The organism is Exiguobacterium sp. SH4S7 (assembly GCF_004336795.1).
Classification (GTDB): Bacteria; Bacillota; Bacilli; order Exiguobacteriales; family Exiguobacteriaceae; genus Exiguobacterium; species Exiguobacterium aurantiacum_A.
Genome location: NZ_SJUT01000004.1, coordinates 118,807 through 133,415, shown reverse-complemented (window position 1 = coordinate 133,415; position 14,609 = coordinate 118,807). Strand labels below are relative to the sequence as shown.

The 14,609-nt window shown below is 47.2% G+C and carries 22 protein-coding genes; 10 read left to right on the top strand and 12 right to left on the bottom strand.

The genetic code is table 11. From position 1 onward, the window contains the following. Window position 1: 1 nt before the first annotated feature. The 9 genes from EVJ29_RS09700 to EVJ29_RS09660 all read right to left on the bottom strand — a co-directional run bounded on the left by EVJ29_RS09700 (window position 2) and on the right by EVJ29_RS09660 (window position 5,664). On the bottom strand, window positions 2–478 hold the full coding sequence (locus EVJ29_RS09700) for a GNAT family N-acetyltransferase (RefSeq protein ID WP_131505037.1): 477 nt from the start codon (window positions 476–478) through the stop codon (window positions 2–4). Between the two features lie 2 nt (window positions 479–480). Next, window positions 481–963, bottom strand: coding sequence for an SRPBCC family protein (locus EVJ29_RS09695; protein ID WP_131505036.1), 483 nt, complete (start codon window positions 961–963; stop codon window positions 481–483). 12 nt (window positions 964–975) lie between these two features. After that, window positions 976–1,770, bottom strand: coding sequence for a hypothetical protein (locus tag EVJ29_RS09690; RefSeq protein ID WP_131505035.1), 795 nt, complete (start codon window positions 1,768–1,770; stop codon window positions 976–978). Window positions 1,771–1,948: 178 nt separating this feature from the next. After that, window positions 1,949–2,458, bottom strand: a complete 510-nt coding sequence (locus EVJ29_RS09685; protein WP_131489758.1) for a GNAT family N-acetyltransferase — start codon at window positions 2,456–2,458, stop codon at window positions 1,949–1,951. A 25-nt stretch (window positions 2,459–2,483) separates the two neighbouring features. After that, the gene (locus EVJ29_RS09680) at window positions 2,484–3,077 is read right to left on the bottom strand and encodes a hypothetical protein (protein WP_131505034.1); all 594 of its coding nucleotides are present in this window, start codon (window positions 3,075–3,077) and stop codon (window positions 2,484–2,486) included. Between the two features lie 179 nt (window positions 3,078–3,256). Beyond that, the gene (locus EVJ29_RS09675) at window positions 3,257–3,790 is read right to left on the bottom strand and encodes a DUF2199 domain-containing protein (protein ID WP_131505033.1); all 534 of its coding nucleotides are present in this window, start codon (window positions 3,788–3,790) and stop codon (window positions 3,257–3,259) included. Between the two features lie 54 nt (window positions 3,791–3,844). Next, window positions 3,845–4,561, bottom strand: coding sequence for a DUF2750 domain-containing protein (locus EVJ29_RS09670; protein ID WP_131505032.1), 717 nt, complete (start codon window positions 4,559–4,561; stop codon window positions 3,845–3,847). Between the two features lie 97 nt (window positions 4,562–4,658). Beyond that, on the bottom strand, window positions 4,659–5,399 hold the full coding sequence (locus EVJ29_RS09665; RefSeq protein ID WP_146256766.1) for a hypothetical protein: 741 nt from the start codon (window positions 5,397–5,399) through the stop codon (window positions 4,659–4,661). Next, entirely contained in the window at window positions 5,377–5,664 is a 288-nt protein-coding gene (locus EVJ29_RS09660; protein WP_131505030.1) for a hypothetical protein, read from the bottom strand. Before EVJ29_RS09660 ends, EVJ29_RS09665 begins: the two co-directional genes overlap by 23 nt. A gap of 271 nt (window positions 5,665–5,935) precedes the next feature. Between EVJ29_RS09660 and EVJ29_RS09655 the strand changes: the two genes are divergently transcribed. The 8 genes from EVJ29_RS09655 to EVJ29_RS09620 all read left to right on the top strand — a co-directional run bounded on the left by EVJ29_RS09655 (window position 5,936) and on the right by EVJ29_RS09620 (window position 10,408). Then, window positions 5,936–6,391, top strand: coding sequence for a helix-turn-helix transcriptional regulator (locus EVJ29_RS09655; protein WP_131505029.1), 456 nt, complete (start codon window positions 5,936–5,938; stop codon window positions 6,389–6,391). Between the two features lie 13 nt (window positions 6,392–6,404). Then, window positions 6,405–6,851, top strand: coding sequence for a hypothetical protein (locus tag EVJ29_RS09650; protein ID WP_131489768.1), 447 nt, complete (start codon window positions 6,405–6,407; stop codon window positions 6,849–6,851). Further along, on the top strand, window positions 6,848–7,126 hold the full coding sequence (locus EVJ29_RS09645; RefSeq protein ID WP_071397483.1) for a hypothetical protein: 279 nt from the start codon (window positions 6,848–6,850) through the stop codon (window positions 7,124–7,126). The genes EVJ29_RS09650 and EVJ29_RS09645 overlap by 4 nt, the downstream gene beginning before the upstream one ends. A gap of 10 nt (window positions 7,127–7,136) precedes the next feature. Further along, complete coding sequence (locus EVJ29_RS09640) at window positions 7,137–7,553, top strand: group-specific protein (protein WP_070327285.1); 417 nt, start codon at window positions 7,137–7,139, stop codon at window positions 7,551–7,553. Beyond that, window positions 7,550–8,080: a hypothetical protein gene (locus tag EVJ29_RS09635; protein WP_071397482.1), complete on the top strand. Its 531-nt coding sequence runs from the start codon at window positions 7,550–7,552 to the stop codon at window positions 8,078–8,080. Before EVJ29_RS09640 ends, EVJ29_RS09635 begins: the two co-directional genes overlap by 4 nt. 115 nt (window positions 8,081–8,195) lie before the next feature. Then, window positions 8,196–9,419 carry an MFS transporter gene (locus EVJ29_RS09630; RefSeq protein ID WP_131505028.1) on the top strand — a complete coding sequence of 408 codons (1,224 nt, stop codon included), beginning with the start codon at window positions 8,196–8,198 and terminating at the stop codon, window positions 9,417–9,419. A gap of 84 nt (window positions 9,420–9,503) precedes the next feature. After that, window positions 9,504–10,142, top strand: coding sequence for a hypothetical protein (locus tag EVJ29_RS09625; protein WP_131505027.1), 639 nt, complete (start codon window positions 9,504–9,506; stop codon window positions 10,140–10,142). 71 nt (window positions 10,143–10,213) lie between these two features. Beyond that, entirely contained in the window at window positions 10,214–10,408 is a 195-nt protein-coding gene (locus tag EVJ29_RS09620) for a hypothetical protein (RefSeq protein WP_201739008.1), read from the top strand. An 80-nt stretch (window positions 10,409–10,488) separates the two neighbouring features. Here EVJ29_RS09620 and EVJ29_RS09615 read toward each other — a convergent pair whose 3' ends face one another. Further along, the gene (locus EVJ29_RS09615; RefSeq protein WP_131505026.1) at window positions 10,489–11,400 is read right to left on the bottom strand and encodes an alpha/beta fold hydrolase; all 912 of its coding nucleotides are present in this window, start codon (window positions 11,398–11,400) and stop codon (window positions 10,489–10,491) included. A 3-nt stretch (window positions 11,401–11,403) separates the two neighbouring features. Then, window positions 11,404–11,829, bottom strand: a complete 426-nt coding sequence (locus EVJ29_RS09610; RefSeq protein ID WP_131505025.1) for an NUDIX hydrolase — start codon at window positions 11,827–11,829, stop codon at window positions 11,404–11,406. Between the two features lie 139 nt (window positions 11,830–11,968). On the opposite strand from EVJ29_RS09610, the gene pyrH reads away from it, so the two are divergent. Together pyrH and EVJ29_RS09600 are read left to right on the top strand one after the other, a co-directional pair. Next, on the top strand, window positions 11,969–12,706 hold the full coding sequence (gene pyrH / locus EVJ29_RS09605) for a UMP kinase (RefSeq protein ID WP_071397478.1): 738 nt from the start codon (window positions 11,969–11,971) through the stop codon (window positions 12,704–12,706). A 220-nt stretch (window positions 12,707–12,926) separates the two neighbouring features. Then, on the top strand, window positions 12,927–13,772 hold the full coding sequence (locus tag EVJ29_RS09600) for a GGDEF domain-containing protein (RefSeq protein ID WP_070327287.1): 846 nt from the start codon (window positions 12,927–12,929) through the stop codon (window positions 13,770–13,772). A 188-nt stretch (window positions 13,773–13,960) separates the two neighbouring features. On the opposite strand, the gene EVJ29_RS09595 is transcribed toward EVJ29_RS09600, so the two are convergent. Continuing rightward, a complete protein-coding gene (locus tag EVJ29_RS09595; RefSeq protein ID WP_131489775.1) occupies window positions 13,961–14,476 on the bottom strand; it encodes a short-chain dehydrogenase in 516 nt (171 codons plus the stop codon). Window positions 14,477–14,609: the final 133 nt, after the last annotated feature.

Here is a 14,609-nt window from a genome sequence, read left to right as displayed (position 1 = left end):
TTTAGTTGGTGATGGCTTTGCGTAGGATGATCTCGTCATGGAGCGGGATGCCGTGCTCGCCGATCATTGGAATCGACGGTTTTTGTAGGCGGGCCGCATCAACCGCACCAGGGATGATGCCTGCGAGGCGCCAACCCCGCTTTTGATAAAAAGCGAGCGCTCGTAAGTTATCGTTCGTCGTGATGAGCGACATACGCTTGAGTCGATGAAGCCGGGCCAAGCGCTCCACTTCATCGAGTAGTGACGACCCGATGCCGCCGTTTTCTCGTAAGCTATCGAGCGAGATGATTTCAAGTTCCTCTTCTCTAATGACATACGTGATCAGCCCGATGATTGTCGCTTCTTCCATCGCGACGAAACCGTCGAGCGTAGCGCAGTCATACGTCCCGGTCGAGATGACCATTTGAGGTGATCCCCACTCAGCGATAAAGACGTCACGCACCGGCTCACGCAGCGTCGGAATAATAGGTCGAATCATTGTCACTCCGCCCCCTGAACGGAAGGCAGCTTCGGTGCGCTCGCTTCCGTATAGATCCGAAATTGTTTGAACTGATCGTCGTAAATGAGCCGAATCGCCCAAGCAAAGCCTTTCACGTACAAGGAGTACAGCCATGATGATGGGATGAGTGTGAGGCGAATTATTACGTCCGTCCCATTCGGGGTCTCGGTCAGCACATAAGTAGACGTCGATATTCCCTGATTCGTCATCGCCAGCACTTCACACTCATAAGGGCGATTCACATACGTCAATTCGGATTCGACCCGAATCTCTTTCTTCTCGAACTGTTGGACCGAGATGAACCGTTTCCCCGTCACGAGTGACGCGTCCCCATCCTCATAAATGTTTTCAATCAAATGGTCGTTCCATTTGACGATATGTTCATCTTCTGCGAGGCAGGAGAAAACATGGTCGATTGGTGCGTCAATTGTCATGTGGTATGTAGCTACTTCAAGTTGTTTCACCTCAAATCCCCCTTAAGAAATCCCTTTCGGATAACGGATATACTGTCGTTGCCCCTCGATGATTGCTTTATTTTTATTAATTAAGTGGTCATAATTCAACTTAACCATTTGGTCAAAATCATTGGCTTCGAGCACGTTTAAAGCGTCCATGTTCTTCTGCATATTTTCTTTGCCGACCGCAATCCCTTTGATGAATTTCTTTTCTTCTCGAGACAGGCTTGACCACTCTTGTGTGTTTTCAAGAAACGCCGCGAACGCTTGAATGGCTTCACCCTGGCTCGTTAAAATCTTCAACGTTTGATGTTGATAGATGTCTGCTAGCACGGCGAATTCTTTAATCTTAGTCAAATCCGTGTCCGTAATGTGTTTTCGGATCAATACGTCATCGTTATAGTACGCCGTATAGTCACGAAGCACCTGGTTATACGCTTGTTGAACCTCCCAAAAATCTTCAAATGCGTCTCTCCCCTGCTGAACTTGTGGACTCGCATTAACAACCGGTATGCTTAACGGTTTCGTGTAAAAAGTAATCGGAATGTTTAAGCGTTCCGTCGCCATCTGAGATAGGTTGCCGCTTAAATCGGCAAAATAAGACAGGTTTGGCTGCGCAATCAGTACTTCGTCTACTTTCTCATCCTCGATTGTAAAGTAGGCGCTTGCCACCGATTGATTGTTTCGCGTAAAGCCTGCCATGTAGTATGGCGTTCCGTTTACCATCCAATAGACTGGATTGACAAAAACGCCTTCGGTCCATTTTTTATGTTTCTTTGCCTTTTTCATCAGTAACTTCGTTGTTTGATCCCACATCGTTGAATCTCCCCTTCTTGTCATGTTGATGACTGTTCGACGTCCCCTCGTGTATGTAGCCCCTTTGAGTTGCTCCGGCTCAGTTCTCTTACATCGGTATAGTAGCCCATTTCCTTTTCATAGAAACATATTTTGGACTTCGTTCAAGCCAAACCGTGACGGCAGACCATTGCCTGATTTAGACAAGCTCCTTTTCAAAACAGACATACCGTTCATGCCCTTTCGGTTTCGAATCAAAATGGACGTTTCCGCATTCGACGTAACCGTGCCGCTTATAAAAGTTGCAAGCTGCTTCATTCCCTGTGAAGCTGTCGAGCCGGATACTGGCATAGCCTCGCTCGACAGCCAATCGTTCCGAGAACTCGAGCACGTTTCTTCCGAGACCTTTGCCTTGCCCCTCAGGATGTACCATCAAGGAATGGATGACAAGCGGGTTATCGTGACGCCAGTCGATTTCTCTCCATTCCGGCGACTGCCATTCATCGATTACGACGACTCCGAGCAACTGCTCACCGTCTTTCATGATATAGACAGAGCCTTCTTTGATACAATCCTCGAAATAGGCGCGGTTCGGGTACGTGTCGTCCCATTGGAAAATCTGTCTGTGGAGCAAATCGTCTTTACAGGCGAGATACAGTTGTTCGATTGCATTCACATCTGATGGTTTGGCTAAAGAGATTGTGGTCATTCCAATGCTCCATTCTTAAAAGTGACTATTTTTTATTGATCATCCGCTCATATTTTTTATACTCGTCATGGGACATGCTTAGACCGAGTAGCTCAGCGATGGTGTCTTGTCGCCACGTGGTGGGATTGAAATATTGTGATCCCGTATTGAACCAGCGCCCCTTTTGATCGAATCCCCATGTATCCTTCACTCGGTCAAGTCCTTGCTGGATGAGCATCTTTCCTTCTGCAGAATTAAAATAAAGGTGGCGCTTCCCGAGCCATAAGTAAGGTTCTGGTGTCCAAGGACAGCGTTCGATGGCGAGTTGATAATAGTGCTGCTTCAGATGACTGAACTCTTTCGCCAACGCAATGCAAAACAAGCCACTCACTTCTTCCGGTCCTTGTTCGATGAGCGACTCTGCCAAGGCGACGTCCTCATCCGTGATGACAAAGTCATTCCATCCCGTCCAATATAAGGCGAGCGCATAATAGAACGTATCATTCGGATGATATGTATAGGCGGTGAGACCAAAGCTGTTCACCCGTGCAAAATCTTCGATTGTATCAATTAACTCATACCCAATGAGCCAGTCCCATCGGCTTTTATCGGTCGGGTCCATCATCACGTGGTCAATCAACAGCTGTTCGATGCCGCGGGTCTGTTGAAGGTAATACTCGAGCTATTTGAACTGTTTTGCCTCAACGTATGCATTGATGCAATCCATCATCGTTTGTTGCTCCGCCGAAAGAACCTCGTTTCCTGAGTACAGCTCAAAAATATTCCCTACCGTGTAATCATTCAAATTGGGCTCTCCTCTCACACGTCGCTTTCCACAATACGCGCTAGTTCTTCAATCCGTTCACGTGTGATGCCTTCCCGCTGCTCGGCGGCGAGCGGATGATCAGTCGGCTCTAATTCGATAAACGGCCGCATCCCGACCTCTCGGATATGGACATTCGTCTTCAAATTAATTGTATCCGGATAATCGGGCAAGTCTGTCGAGAACCAGCCGAACATCGGTTCAAGCCCAACACGAGCCGGATCTTCCCACGCATCAAGCATCCGAAAGAAGTTATCAGCGCTAAGCGATACCCAGACGTTCCAAGTGAAGACGTCGTCTTCTCCGATAATTGGGAGTTCGAGGCAACCATTCACAAAGAAATGTTCCTCGTCTAGGACGCAAATGTCGTCGGTCAAAAAGACACGCCGCTTCATGTCTTTCTTTGAGAAATTCTCGATATAGGTCGGCATGAGTGAGCCGTATCCGAGCGGTGTGTCGATTGGCGTCTGACAGACCGAGCAGGCACACTTCGTGTTATGCTTGCGCTTCTGTTTGAAACGGTTCATCATTTTATACGTTCTCCTTTTTTAAAAATAATTTTAGATACGGTATGTGAAATAAAATTATTCTTTATCTTCGATGGCTTCTAAAACCGTCTCAGGATCATATTCCATCCCTTTCAAGTCACTAGACCAATCCAATCCACATAACAACCCGTCATCCGCCATATTCGGCAACCAGGCAGCGACGAACAAATCAAGTGGCAACTCGATAAGCTGATAGTCGTCCCATTCCTCTGCTTTACAAGCAAGTGCGCGTTCACGAGTCGAGAAGAACAACAACACATCTGTCGCCTCAGTGACCGAGGGCGCATATGCCCAACCGTCATTCGCTTCTGCCGACAACCCGAATACCGTCTCGCTTTCAAGGACGCGTTCACAGAACGTCTCAATCACGTCCGACTCCAATCGGACCACTTCGACGAACGCATCGATTGAATCGGCCACCCGCTCGAGCTCATCCGTCTCATGCCAACAGATACAAATCGTCTCGACGTCTGAAGTCAAAAAGCCGAGCTCGTCCCCGCTCCCGTTTGCAGCGACCGTGATAAAGTGTTCCGGTAACCCGCGCTCGTGTCTGTTCGCACGGATGATGTCGTCCCACGTTTTATTGAAGAAGCGTTCGTCTTTGATCGGATAAAAGAACCATTCCCCGACCTCAAATTTATTATCATGAAGCCATGCCTCCCGCAGACCGTTCGGTAAACGACTGCCAAGCTCTCGTTCGACCGCTTCGATTGTTTCTAACGGAAGTCCTGGCAAATTGGTTTCGATTCGCATTGCAATCCCTCATTTCGTCATTCAATAACATGAGTATACTTTTTTTGGTGAAAAGAGGGAATGTGTTTTTCGTGGTTTGCTTTGATTTTTTAACGCTTCAAACACGAAGAAACGTTACATCCGTTCCGTTGATTTGAAGAAATCCGCCAGTACATCCGCGCAGGTCACCTGTCACTCGTCCGCATCGAATCGGCTTCTCCCGACGACCGAACGTCCAACGATACAGTTCGCCGCCCCTCACGAAATAAGCTATCTCGTCGACAATCGTCATCGCCTCGCTATCACAGATTATCTTTGGTGTCCGATAGGCGACGATGCGTCCGTTACGGTCAATCTGTGTCAATTCGCGTTCGAGCGACGGGAAGAACCAGACACCTGATTCGGTCGTGACGAGGTGCTCACAGTCGACGATAATCGGGGCTTTACGTGTGTCGTGGTTATAGCGAAACAAGACGTACCCGCTTCTTGAGAAACAGACGAGCGCCTCGGTCGATATCCCCTCGCCAAAGATTCCCTCATCTCCATAGCCGACCCAAATACCAGACTCATCGACGACGATGGACGCGATAAACGTACCGGCGTGAAAACTTGTCTCGATGGAACCGTCCGCTCGAACGACCCAGGCGTTTGGTCGCAAGTCATCGCGTGTGAAGTCGACAAGCACAAATGTGGTTTCATCCATCACGCGAATGAACGGATCTGTCAATGCGAGTGCGAGTTTGATTTCTTCGCCTCGCCACGTCACGATGGTAGCGTCGTCTGCTTGATGCAGCGTGATGAGTGTCCCGCTCCACAAGTCGGCATCAAGTAACCGGTTATGTGATCCGCTCATCGTCATCGCGTTTCACTCCTTTTTGTTTGGATGACTTAAACCATTTTTTCAGCAACTGAATCCCAATCCATAAAATGACAATGATCCAGGCAGCCTCACAGGAACTCGTGAATAGGATGAAAGCCAATCGCCAGACGTCTTCAAGCTCACGAAAACCAAACTGTGGAATCTCCCAACTGATAAAAATTTGATAATAACCGACCAGCCCAAAAACAAACGGAAACATCGACCAGAAAAACGGATTTATTCGCTTAGGCAAACGTAGCTCCACGTGATTCCCTCCAAATTAAAGTGATTCCCACTACATCCACGAGCTGAACTTCCGTCTCTGAAACGGGTAACAACGCAATCAACTGTTCTTTCGTCATACTCATTCCCCTTTCCAACTTCATCTATTTTATAGCAAGGATGATTCCGAATTATATACATAAAATGAGAAATCACATTGACACTGTTCATGCTTAGTGTAAAATTACACTTGTAACTAATTGTAAATAAAACACCTAGAAAAGGGTTAATGCTTTCAAGCAAAGAGGTGCTCGATGAACAAATCGGATTTCATCCAACTCGTATCGAAACAAGTAAAAACGGTTCGTCTGGAACGACAATATTCTCAAGAAGAGATGGCTGACATCTTAGGCTTATCCAAAAAGACGCTCATTCAAATCGAAAAAGAGCGGACCATCGCCAACTGGAGCACGGTCGTCACATTGTGCGCCCTGTTTAATGACAGCGAGATTCTTTTGAGCGAAATCGGGGACGACCCAGTCGAGTTCGTCAGACTGATCGCCAAAGACGTCTCGTACGAACCGAAGTCAAAGACACTCGGTGGTCGTGTATGGTGGAAGCAAACCGCAACAGAAGGAGATTATGTGTTGCAACAAAACCTGATCAGCGGGCATTACCGGATTTTAGATCGTCAAAACGTCCGCTGGCACAGCTCGTTCGACGTAGAAGAAGCCACACTCGTGTTGGCCAAACTAGCGCAAGACGTATGAAAGGAGTCAGATCGTGAAAACTAATAAAAGATGCATCGTGACGTTGTCAGTCGTTTATGTCATCGCGTTGATAGTGAACATTATCCCGTCGGCCACCTTCCCCGACGCAACGATTCGTCCCCTGCATGCCGCAGCCTCGGTCGCGCTCCTGTTCTGTCTACTAGGAACTTGTTTATTACGAAACCAGGTTGCCAAGCTATATATCACGGCACTCCTGTTCGCGAGTGTCACCGTTTTTACATTGAACAGCTTCGAGACATATATGCGTGACATCCTTCTTTTGGACGCTTTGTTTTCAATCCAATATCCGCTCTACATTCTATTCGTGTCTCCGTTGTTCGGCCTCAACTTCTTTTTGAACGTCGGAGCGGAATACGTCTCATTGATCACTTTCTTCATCGCGATTCTGTTACTCATCATCCACGAGGTCGCAATCACGGCTTCACGCGAACGGCTATGACAAGAGCGCAACTCATCGGATCTTCAAGCCTGCTGATTGCCATTCCCTACTTTCTACTCGCTCCGAACTGGACGCATGCTGAATTCGTCTGGATAGGCGGTACAGTCATCTTGCTCATCATTTCGGCCATCGGTTTAAGCTTTCACATATACCACAGTCGAAAGTGGACGCGACGACAAGGCATTACTTTCGGGATCGGCTTGCTTACAGCCTATGCTCTCGCGTTTCTATTTCTATTATGGCGAGTCGTCGCATACAACATGAACACGATTTAGGAGGCTATTTATGAAGTTTTACATCGGGTCCGGTTTTTATAACATCAATCACGTCCGGCAATTGCGGGACCATTTCATCGAACAAGGCCACACCCATACATACGATTGGACCATGAATGAACGAGCAGCGACAATCGAGGACTTGCGAGACATCGGCGCCAAAGAATACGAAGCGATTCGTACATCTGATTTTGTCGTCATCTTGCTACCGGCGGGCAAGAGCAGCCACGTCGAACTCGGGATCGCCCTCGGCGCGGACGTACCACTGTTCATCCATGACGCAGCAAATCGTTTCGATGACTTCGAGACGACGAGCACGTTTTATCATCTCCCCCACGTCATCAAGTTGACGGGACCGCTCGAGGACATTCCTTCATGTATCGCCGCCCATTACGTAACGTCATATGTAAAGCAGGATAGTTTATGATGTTCCCGATTTATTTAGTCACAGGGTTTGTCATTTTGGTTCTGGTCGCAACTGCTACCACCATTTATATCAAAGTGTACAAACGACGTCGAACTGACGCTGTACAATCAAATTCAGGCCAAGGTGCCGCCATCGCACCGCCTGATAAACTTGCGATTGTCTTATTCATCGTCACTATAGTCGTGAGTGTCTTGATTAGTTATGTTGCAGGATACACCGACGCCTACAAAGCGTATGAACAAGATGTCTGGGTCCTTTCACCGTCTGACATTGAAACATTTTATGCTGAGGTACGAGAAGTTGAAGACGATGCCATTGAAGTGCAAAAGATGTCGTTCGATGACGCAACTGATCAAGGCACGATTCGATATGAAATTGTGAAAGAGCACGTAAGCATCTATCGACAGGATAAAATCATCCAACTCTCTGACTTGTCTGAAGAGGATTTAATCTCAGTCATCCTGATGAAAGATCGATCGGGGATGACGAGCGTATTTAAAATCGAATTACTCAACAACCAAAATTAATGCAACGCATTCAAAAGTATACAAACCATTAAAAAGAAAATATTTGATTTTTCTAGCATGACAATCATTTTTGTGACATACTGTTCAAAATCTTATTTGAACGGGGACGATTTGTATGCACACTTGGAAACATCCGCTACTCTTACTGACCGGCGTCGGTATCTCGAATTTGGGCGCTTGGGTGTATTTCATCGCCCTCAATTTGATCGTCCTCGACATGACGCAGTCACCGTTCGCCGTGTCTGTTTTATACATCCTCGTCCCGCTCGCGGCCCTTTGCGCGAACTTTTGGTCAGGTACGGTCATTGACCGTGCAGACACGCGACGCTTGATGATAATGCTTGACACACTCCGCGCAGCAGTCGTGTTCAGCCTCGCCTTCATCGACTCGCTCGCAATCATCTACGTGCTCGTCTTCGCGTTGAACGTTGCGAACTCAATCTTTGAATCGGCTTCACTCGTCTATATGACGAAGCTCGTGTCGAGCGGCGACCGCCAACGGTTCAACGCTTTGAAAAACTTCGTCCAGTCGGCAGGTTTCATTTTAGGGCCGGCCATCGCCGGAATCCTGTTCATGATCGGCACACCGACGCTCGCCATTCAGTTGAATGCAGCAGCGCTCCTCATTTCTGTCGGTATCTTGTCCCTCCTGCCGACGTTGTTCACCCCGAAAGATGAAGTCGGAGTGTTCAGTCTTCGCATGATTATCGAGGATTGGAAAACAGTCGTCCGTTTTGCGTCGACGCGGCGTTACGTCACGCTCGTCTACAGTCTGTTCTGCGTCATGACGATCTTCATGTCTGGGCTCGACTCGCTCGAGGCGTCGTTCGCGACGCAAATGCTCGACTTCTCGGAGAGTCGTTATGGCTTTCTCGTCAGTGTCGCCGGAGCCGGGATTATCGCCGGCTCTATCATCAATGCGACGTTCAGCGCCCGAATGACTCTACCGTTCTTAATGGGTTTTGGAGCGACGATGACTCCCGTCGGGTATCTCATTTTCGCCTTCTCGGAATCGTTCGTACTCGCGGCCATTGGGTTCTTCCTCCTCACGTTCGCCCTGTCGTTCGCGAACACTGGCTTCTTATCGTTTTATCAGAACAACGTCCCGACCGACCTGATGGGCCGTTTCTCCGGAGTGATCAATGTAGCGGAATCGATCTTGATTATCGGGTTGACGTTCGGCATCGGTCTACTCGCTGAATATGTCGGGATTCGTTCGACGTACGTCGCCTTCTCGCTCGCTTTCTTGCTCGTCGGCTTGGTCACGGTTCGGGTTGTGCTAGCGCGCTCGAGACGAGCAATGTACGAGCCGGTGGTGATTGAAGAGAACGTCTCATAAAAATTAGTGAAATACTAATTGCTAAATTCTCTAGGTATTAAAGGATTAGAAAGTATATATTAGATGCTAATTGGAGGAACTTGAATGACTATACGTATTATAAAAAGCGTAGAAATTTTTTATCGAGAATCCGATACTGGGGGGCAAGCAAATCTGTTCACTTTCGCATTACAAAAAAACACTTGCTTGTCAGATTTCATGGAAGATGAGTCAATACAGGGTGATTTAATTTATGTAGTCGAGTTTTGCGATGGTGTTAAGAAAATCATATGCCATCCAAAAGAAACACGAAACGAAGAATGGCAAGTCTTTAAGCTGTTTAAATGGTCTCAACATTGGTATACAATTTATGAATGGTTATACAAGAAAGAATTTAAAACGAAACGTCCGTTCCAACAATATGCTACGCGTTATGAGGCAGAAGAAGCAAGATCAACGCCAGAAGACTGGGAGATCGTTAAGCGTTTTTCTGTTGAAGAGTTTGAAGAACGAATTGGTAAAAACGAGGACGGATTAAATGAATTTGAAGAATTAGAAGAAAATCTGGACCTTATTTTAGAGTATGAAAATAAAAATTCACGCGCAGCCATAGCCTCAGGTCGCTACTATGACTATTTTATAGAGGAATGGCTTGATCCTAAAGAATCATTACATGCGCTCGAGCCACTTATTTTAGATGTGAACTATGGAGATTTTTGGGATAATCAAAAAACGACAAAATAAATTGATGCCTTATTTGATCATATCAACGTACTATGTGCCGTTTGCACTTTAAAAAATCATATGTAATCAGTGTGGTCGAATCCATCCTTATCATCGGGTTGACGTTCGGCATCGGCCCCCTCGCTGAATATGTCGGGATTCGTTCGACGTATGTCGCCTTCTCGCACGCTTTCTTGCTTGTCGGCTTGGTCACGGTTCGCGTTGTGCTGGAACGTTCGAAACAAGGTCTGTATGAGCCTGTTTTATATGAGGAGAAACCATCTTAATCTTTTATCGAAATAATAGAAAAGCCGATTGAGACTTCACTCTCAATCGGCTCTCTTTAAGCTGTCGCGGCAACAATGGCTTATTTTAACGCTTGAGTCATTTGATACATGTGTTCTTCTACCACATCAATAATGACGTCAGGACAATCTAAATGAACGGCATGCGATGACCGTTCCGCAATCACTAACTTGCTAGTTGTCGAGAGCATGGTTTGTTCGCAGATGAGTTGATGCCACGTTGCTTCCAAGAGCGTTAACTCTGATTCAGGCAGACCGTCCGCCTTCCCTCTGTCTACCTCGAAGTCAGCGTCGCGCCCAATCACGTAAAGAGGTGTAGTTGACAGGTTACCTAATCGTTTGATCAGACGGGCATCGTCATACCAACTCTCGACTTCGGCCAGCATCGCTTTGTACAAGTTTGGTCGACAGACAAATCCCTTTAATTCGGCTTGGACGTCCACTGGCAACTTTGATTGGTTCGGTGCTAGCGTTGGCTGTATCAATTCGGTCAATTCGGTTTCGGTTCGTTCCGCATAATCCTGGCATTGTTTCAGCCAATCTTCGTCTGAAGATAAATCGTTCATGACAGGTAAATCTAACGTGTCGAGTCTGTCCAGGTCATGTGATGTGGAATCGATGAGAATAAGTGCAGCCACATCATTTGGATAACGTTTTGCGAAATGCTGCGCACACAATCCGCCATATGAATGTCCCAATAAAACGAGGGGCTCAGTAATTTGTAAGACGTCCAAAAGTTCCCTTAGTTCTCGTACGGTTGCTTCCGTGTTACGTTTGCCTTCGCTCGGCTCACTTCTTCCGATTCCTGGTCGATGATATAGAATCACTCGGTTCGCCTTACTCAATTTTTCCGAGACCTCGTGCCATTCGTCAAATGCGCACCCCATCCCAGTTAAGATGACAATCGGAAACCCGTGCTCACCTTTTTTCATCATTTCAAGTTTCTTCCCGAACACGTTTACGAATCGCTTCATCAGTCACCTCGCTTTTAACTTATAGATTTCAAGTTTATTTTGAAATCGCTCATACGTATCCAAAATAATTTGAACATCTTCTTGGTAGAGGTGACTGATTGTATGCATTGAATCAATCGACACCCACTGCACAGCTGAAATATCTTGATCAATCTGGCTCGACGCCAACGTATCTGTAAGTCCGACAAGATAATAGTGAGTTTGAATTTGATAGCCGTCACTTTCTTTTTCTTTCACCAATAATTTCTTTACCGTGTCTACCGAATAGCCCGTTTCTTCTTTTACCTCTCGGATACAGCATTCGTCGAGTGTTTCCCCTGTCTCCAAGCCGCCGGAAGGAACGCTCCATCCCAACACATCCTTATTTCTCACGAGCAACACTTTTTGATGATCAAAACAAATCGCCGCAGCCCCGATCCATGTTCTCATCTGTCCCCTCCCCCAAAACCGTATTCACCACTCAGTACCCTTCCATCAACTTTACAGCATTCATTAGCGAAAAGTATTGCTAAATAATTGAAAACACTATACAATTTTGAAGATTTGGATTCAGAAAGGGAGTGTCTAGATGAACAACTATCAAAATGTTTTGATCAAGTTAAGCGGAGCCGCAATAGCGGGCGAGGATAACTCGAATTTCGATCAACATAAGCTAGACCAGATTGCGGTCGAAGTCCTGTCGTTGGTCGATCTCGGCATCAACGTCTCGCTCATGATTGGTGGCGGCAACATCTTTCGTGGTAACCAGGCGGACGTATGGGGCATCGACCGTGTCGAGGCAGACAACATCGGTACACTCGGGACCGTCATCAACAGTTTGATGTTGCGAGGCGTCTTAAAAAGTAAGACAAATCGTGAAGTTCGCGTGATGACGGCCATGCCGATTCCGAGTATGGCCGAACCGTATATTCGTCTGAAGGCACTCAACCATCTGCAGAAAGGTTACGTTCTCATTTTTGCAGGTGGGAACGGACAGCCGTTCGTGTCGACCGATTACCCGGCCGTGCAACGCGCAATCGAGATGAATTGTGACGCCATCTTCGTCGCCAAGAATGGGATCTCCGGAGTCTACAACCAAGACCCGAATCAAACGAGCGAGGCAAAACAATATGCGTCGCTGCACTACAACGATGTGTGGCGCCATGACTTGAAAGTGATGGATCAATCGGCGCTCTTACTTGCTCGAGACAATCAACTCCCGGTGCACGTCTTCGATTTTAAAGAGACGGACGCGATGAAGCGAATCTGCTTGGGTGAGAAGATTGGTACGCTAATCCACGACGGACTCACCGTCTTCGTGGAATAAACGACAAAACATCCGAGGACAAGCTTTGCGTCACCGGGTGTTTAAGCAGGTTTGCCCTAAACGTCTCAATCAAGTCTAAAAACTGCCGAATAACACACTCGCTCCATTTCGAAATATCGTCTGTCTGCTTCTGTTGTTCACTCAAAAACGAACTGTATAGTCTATACTTGATACTTCATGTAAAATTGGGGACAACACGAACACAGAAAGAGGAATGATCATGAATCAATGGACTCAAGAATCAATTAAACTATTCGGGCTCATCTCTTGCCTCATCATCGGCACCATCCTATACGTGTCGCTACTCTTGATGAGTGACGTCGGAGTCATCGGATTAGTCATCTTACCAATCATCGTCATTGCCTCTCTCGCCTTTGGGATGCGGGCAGGATTGACGTTTTCTGTCGCCTTGCTGGCATTCTTGTTTGTCTACTTCTTGTGGTTCGCTCCTATCTATCAAGAAGGAGAAGTTCAGTTTTTCAACTGGAAAGGGCTTAGCTATACAGCTCTCCTCCTCACCATGTCTATCGTGTCTGGCCTCATTCATCAACTCGTGAAGAAGGTCCAGTTGTCACGACATGAGCTAGAAGAACGGGCCCGCCAACTGATTGCCGTCGATCCCGAGACGTGGCTCGACAACGCCGAACGGTTTCGGATGGACGTCAACTCAGAACGAGACCGTCTCATCCGCCACGGTGGTTCCTTCGCGGTCTCGTTTATCCAGCTGCACGAGTTCACGCATTTCGAGGAACGTTATGGACGGACCGAATATGAATGGTTTTTGAATTACTTCAGTGACGAACTCCACATGGCGACAAGACGAACCGATCAAAAATATCGGATCGCACACGATACATTCGCTATCATTTTCCCGTATACATCACCTGAATCTGCACAAGTCGTCCATGATCGCATCCGCCCACTGCTCGAACAATATGAATTGCAGAGCGGCGAACACGTTGGATTGACGTATGAGGACACGTTTTATGAAGTGAGTCGAGAAAATTGCAATGCGGTCGTCGAGCAAATCCTCTCTAAAGCATCAGCAACTAGCCTAGACGTATAAGACTATAAGACCTTGAATGATCATCACTGGGTACAAGTGGTCATTCAAGGTTTTTTATATGTAATCGCACGTTCTATTCATTTGAGGTGAATGAATTGCTGTAGATGTTGTTCAAGCTTCGGTTGACCAATAAGAATTTCCATATTGCCACATCCCTAGCTGTATCAAATGACGAATAACTCGTTTTGTTAGTCTACAACTCCTACAATGTGACACAACTTGTTCTCCTGAATCGCCATGATCACGCCACCGGCAATCTCCTCGTGCGTCAACCAACGTCTTGCGCCATGCTCGGTAATGTGACCGAGCTGCACTTGGTGGTAGCGGAGTTTGTCCGGTAGCACCAAACGGCTCTTCACGTCCTCAAGATGGGCTCGACTTCCGAGGACGTGGAACAGCTGTGCATCATGTCTAACTTCTCTCAAGACACATGGCAAGGCGTCAGGCGCGTCCGAATGAATCCAGGCGACGACGAGGTCGATCGCCCCTCGTTCGGCAATCGCTTGTCGCACCGAATCTGCCATTTGGACGCTGTCATGGTAATCCACATATATGGCCGACAAGCGGTCAGGGCGGCGAGGAATCAATTGCCCCATCTTCGCCTCATCCCTGCCGATCACCGACACGTGGTACCCAACGTCAGCTAACCAAAGGACCGTCTCTCTTAGCATCCCACTGCCGCCAATAACCAACGCATGCTTCATTGTTTCCCTTCCTCTCGATTCATTTCGTTTTCCACGTTCGAACAGGAATAGTGGATTATAAAAGCGAACTGAACGATAGCACTCACCTCAAGTCAAGGAGGACTGATTCCAATTCAATCTACCATCTATTCGA

Coding starts and splice junctions, on each gene's coding strand:
- EVJ29_RS09640 (WP_070327285.1), top strand. CDS start 7,137: ATGAAGTTTTACATCGGGTCCGGTTTTTATAACATCAATCACGTCCGG.
- pyrH (WP_071397478.1), top strand. CDS start 11,969: ATGAACAACTATCAAAATGTTTTGATCAAGTTAAGCGGAGCCGCAATA.
- EVJ29_RS09610 (WP_131505025.1), bottom strand. CDS start 11,829: ATGAGAACATGGATCGGGGCTGCGGCGATTTGTTTTGATCATCAAAAA.
- EVJ29_RS09655 (WP_131505029.1), top strand. CDS start 5,936: ATGAACAAATCGGATTTCATCCAACTCGTATCGAAACAAGTAAAAACG.
- EVJ29_RS09670 (WP_131505032.1), bottom strand. CDS start 4,561: ATGCGAATCGAAACCAATTTGCCAGGACTTCCGTTAGAAACAATCGAA.
- EVJ29_RS09675 (WP_131505033.1), bottom strand. CDS start 3,790: ATGATGAACCGTTTCAAACAGAAGCGCAAGCATAACACGAAGTGTGCC.
- EVJ29_RS09630 (WP_131505028.1), top strand. CDS start 8,196: ATGCACACTTGGAAACATCCGCTACTCTTACTGACCGGCGTCGGTATC.
- EVJ29_RS09615 (WP_131505026.1), bottom strand. CDS start 11,400: ATGAAGCGATTCGTAAACGTGTTCGGGAAGAAACTTGAAATGATGAAA.
- EVJ29_RS09595 (WP_131489775.1), bottom strand. CDS start 14,476: ATGAAGCATGCGTTGGTTATTGGCGGCAGTGGGATGCTAAGAGAGACG.
- EVJ29_RS09645 (WP_071397483.1), top strand. CDS start 6,848: ATGACAAGAGCGCAACTCATCGGATCTTCAAGCCTGCTGATTGCCATT.
- EVJ29_RS09700 (WP_131505037.1), bottom strand. CDS start 478: ATGATTCGACCTATTATTCCGACGCTGCGTGAGCCGGTGCGTGACGTC.
- EVJ29_RS09635 (WP_071397482.1), top strand. CDS start 7,550: ATGATGTTCCCGATTTATTTAGTCACAGGGTTTGTCATTTTGGTTCTG.
- EVJ29_RS09665 (WP_146256766.1), bottom strand. CDS start 5,399: ATGACGATGAGCGGATCACATAACCGGTTACTTGATGCCGACTTGTGG.
- EVJ29_RS09625 (WP_131505027.1), top strand. CDS start 9,504: ATGACTATACGTATTATAAAAAGCGTAGAAATTTTTTATCGAGAATCC.
- EVJ29_RS09685 (WP_131489758.1), bottom strand. CDS start 2,458: ATGACCACAATCTCTTTAGCCAAACCATCAGATGTGAATGCAATCGAA.
- EVJ29_RS09690 (WP_131505035.1), bottom strand. CDS start 1,770: ATGTGGGATCAAACAACGAAGTTACTGATGAAAAAGGCAAAGAAACAT.
- EVJ29_RS09600 (WP_070327287.1), top strand. CDS start 12,927: ATGAATCAATGGACTCAAGAATCAATTAAACTATTCGGGCTCATCTCT.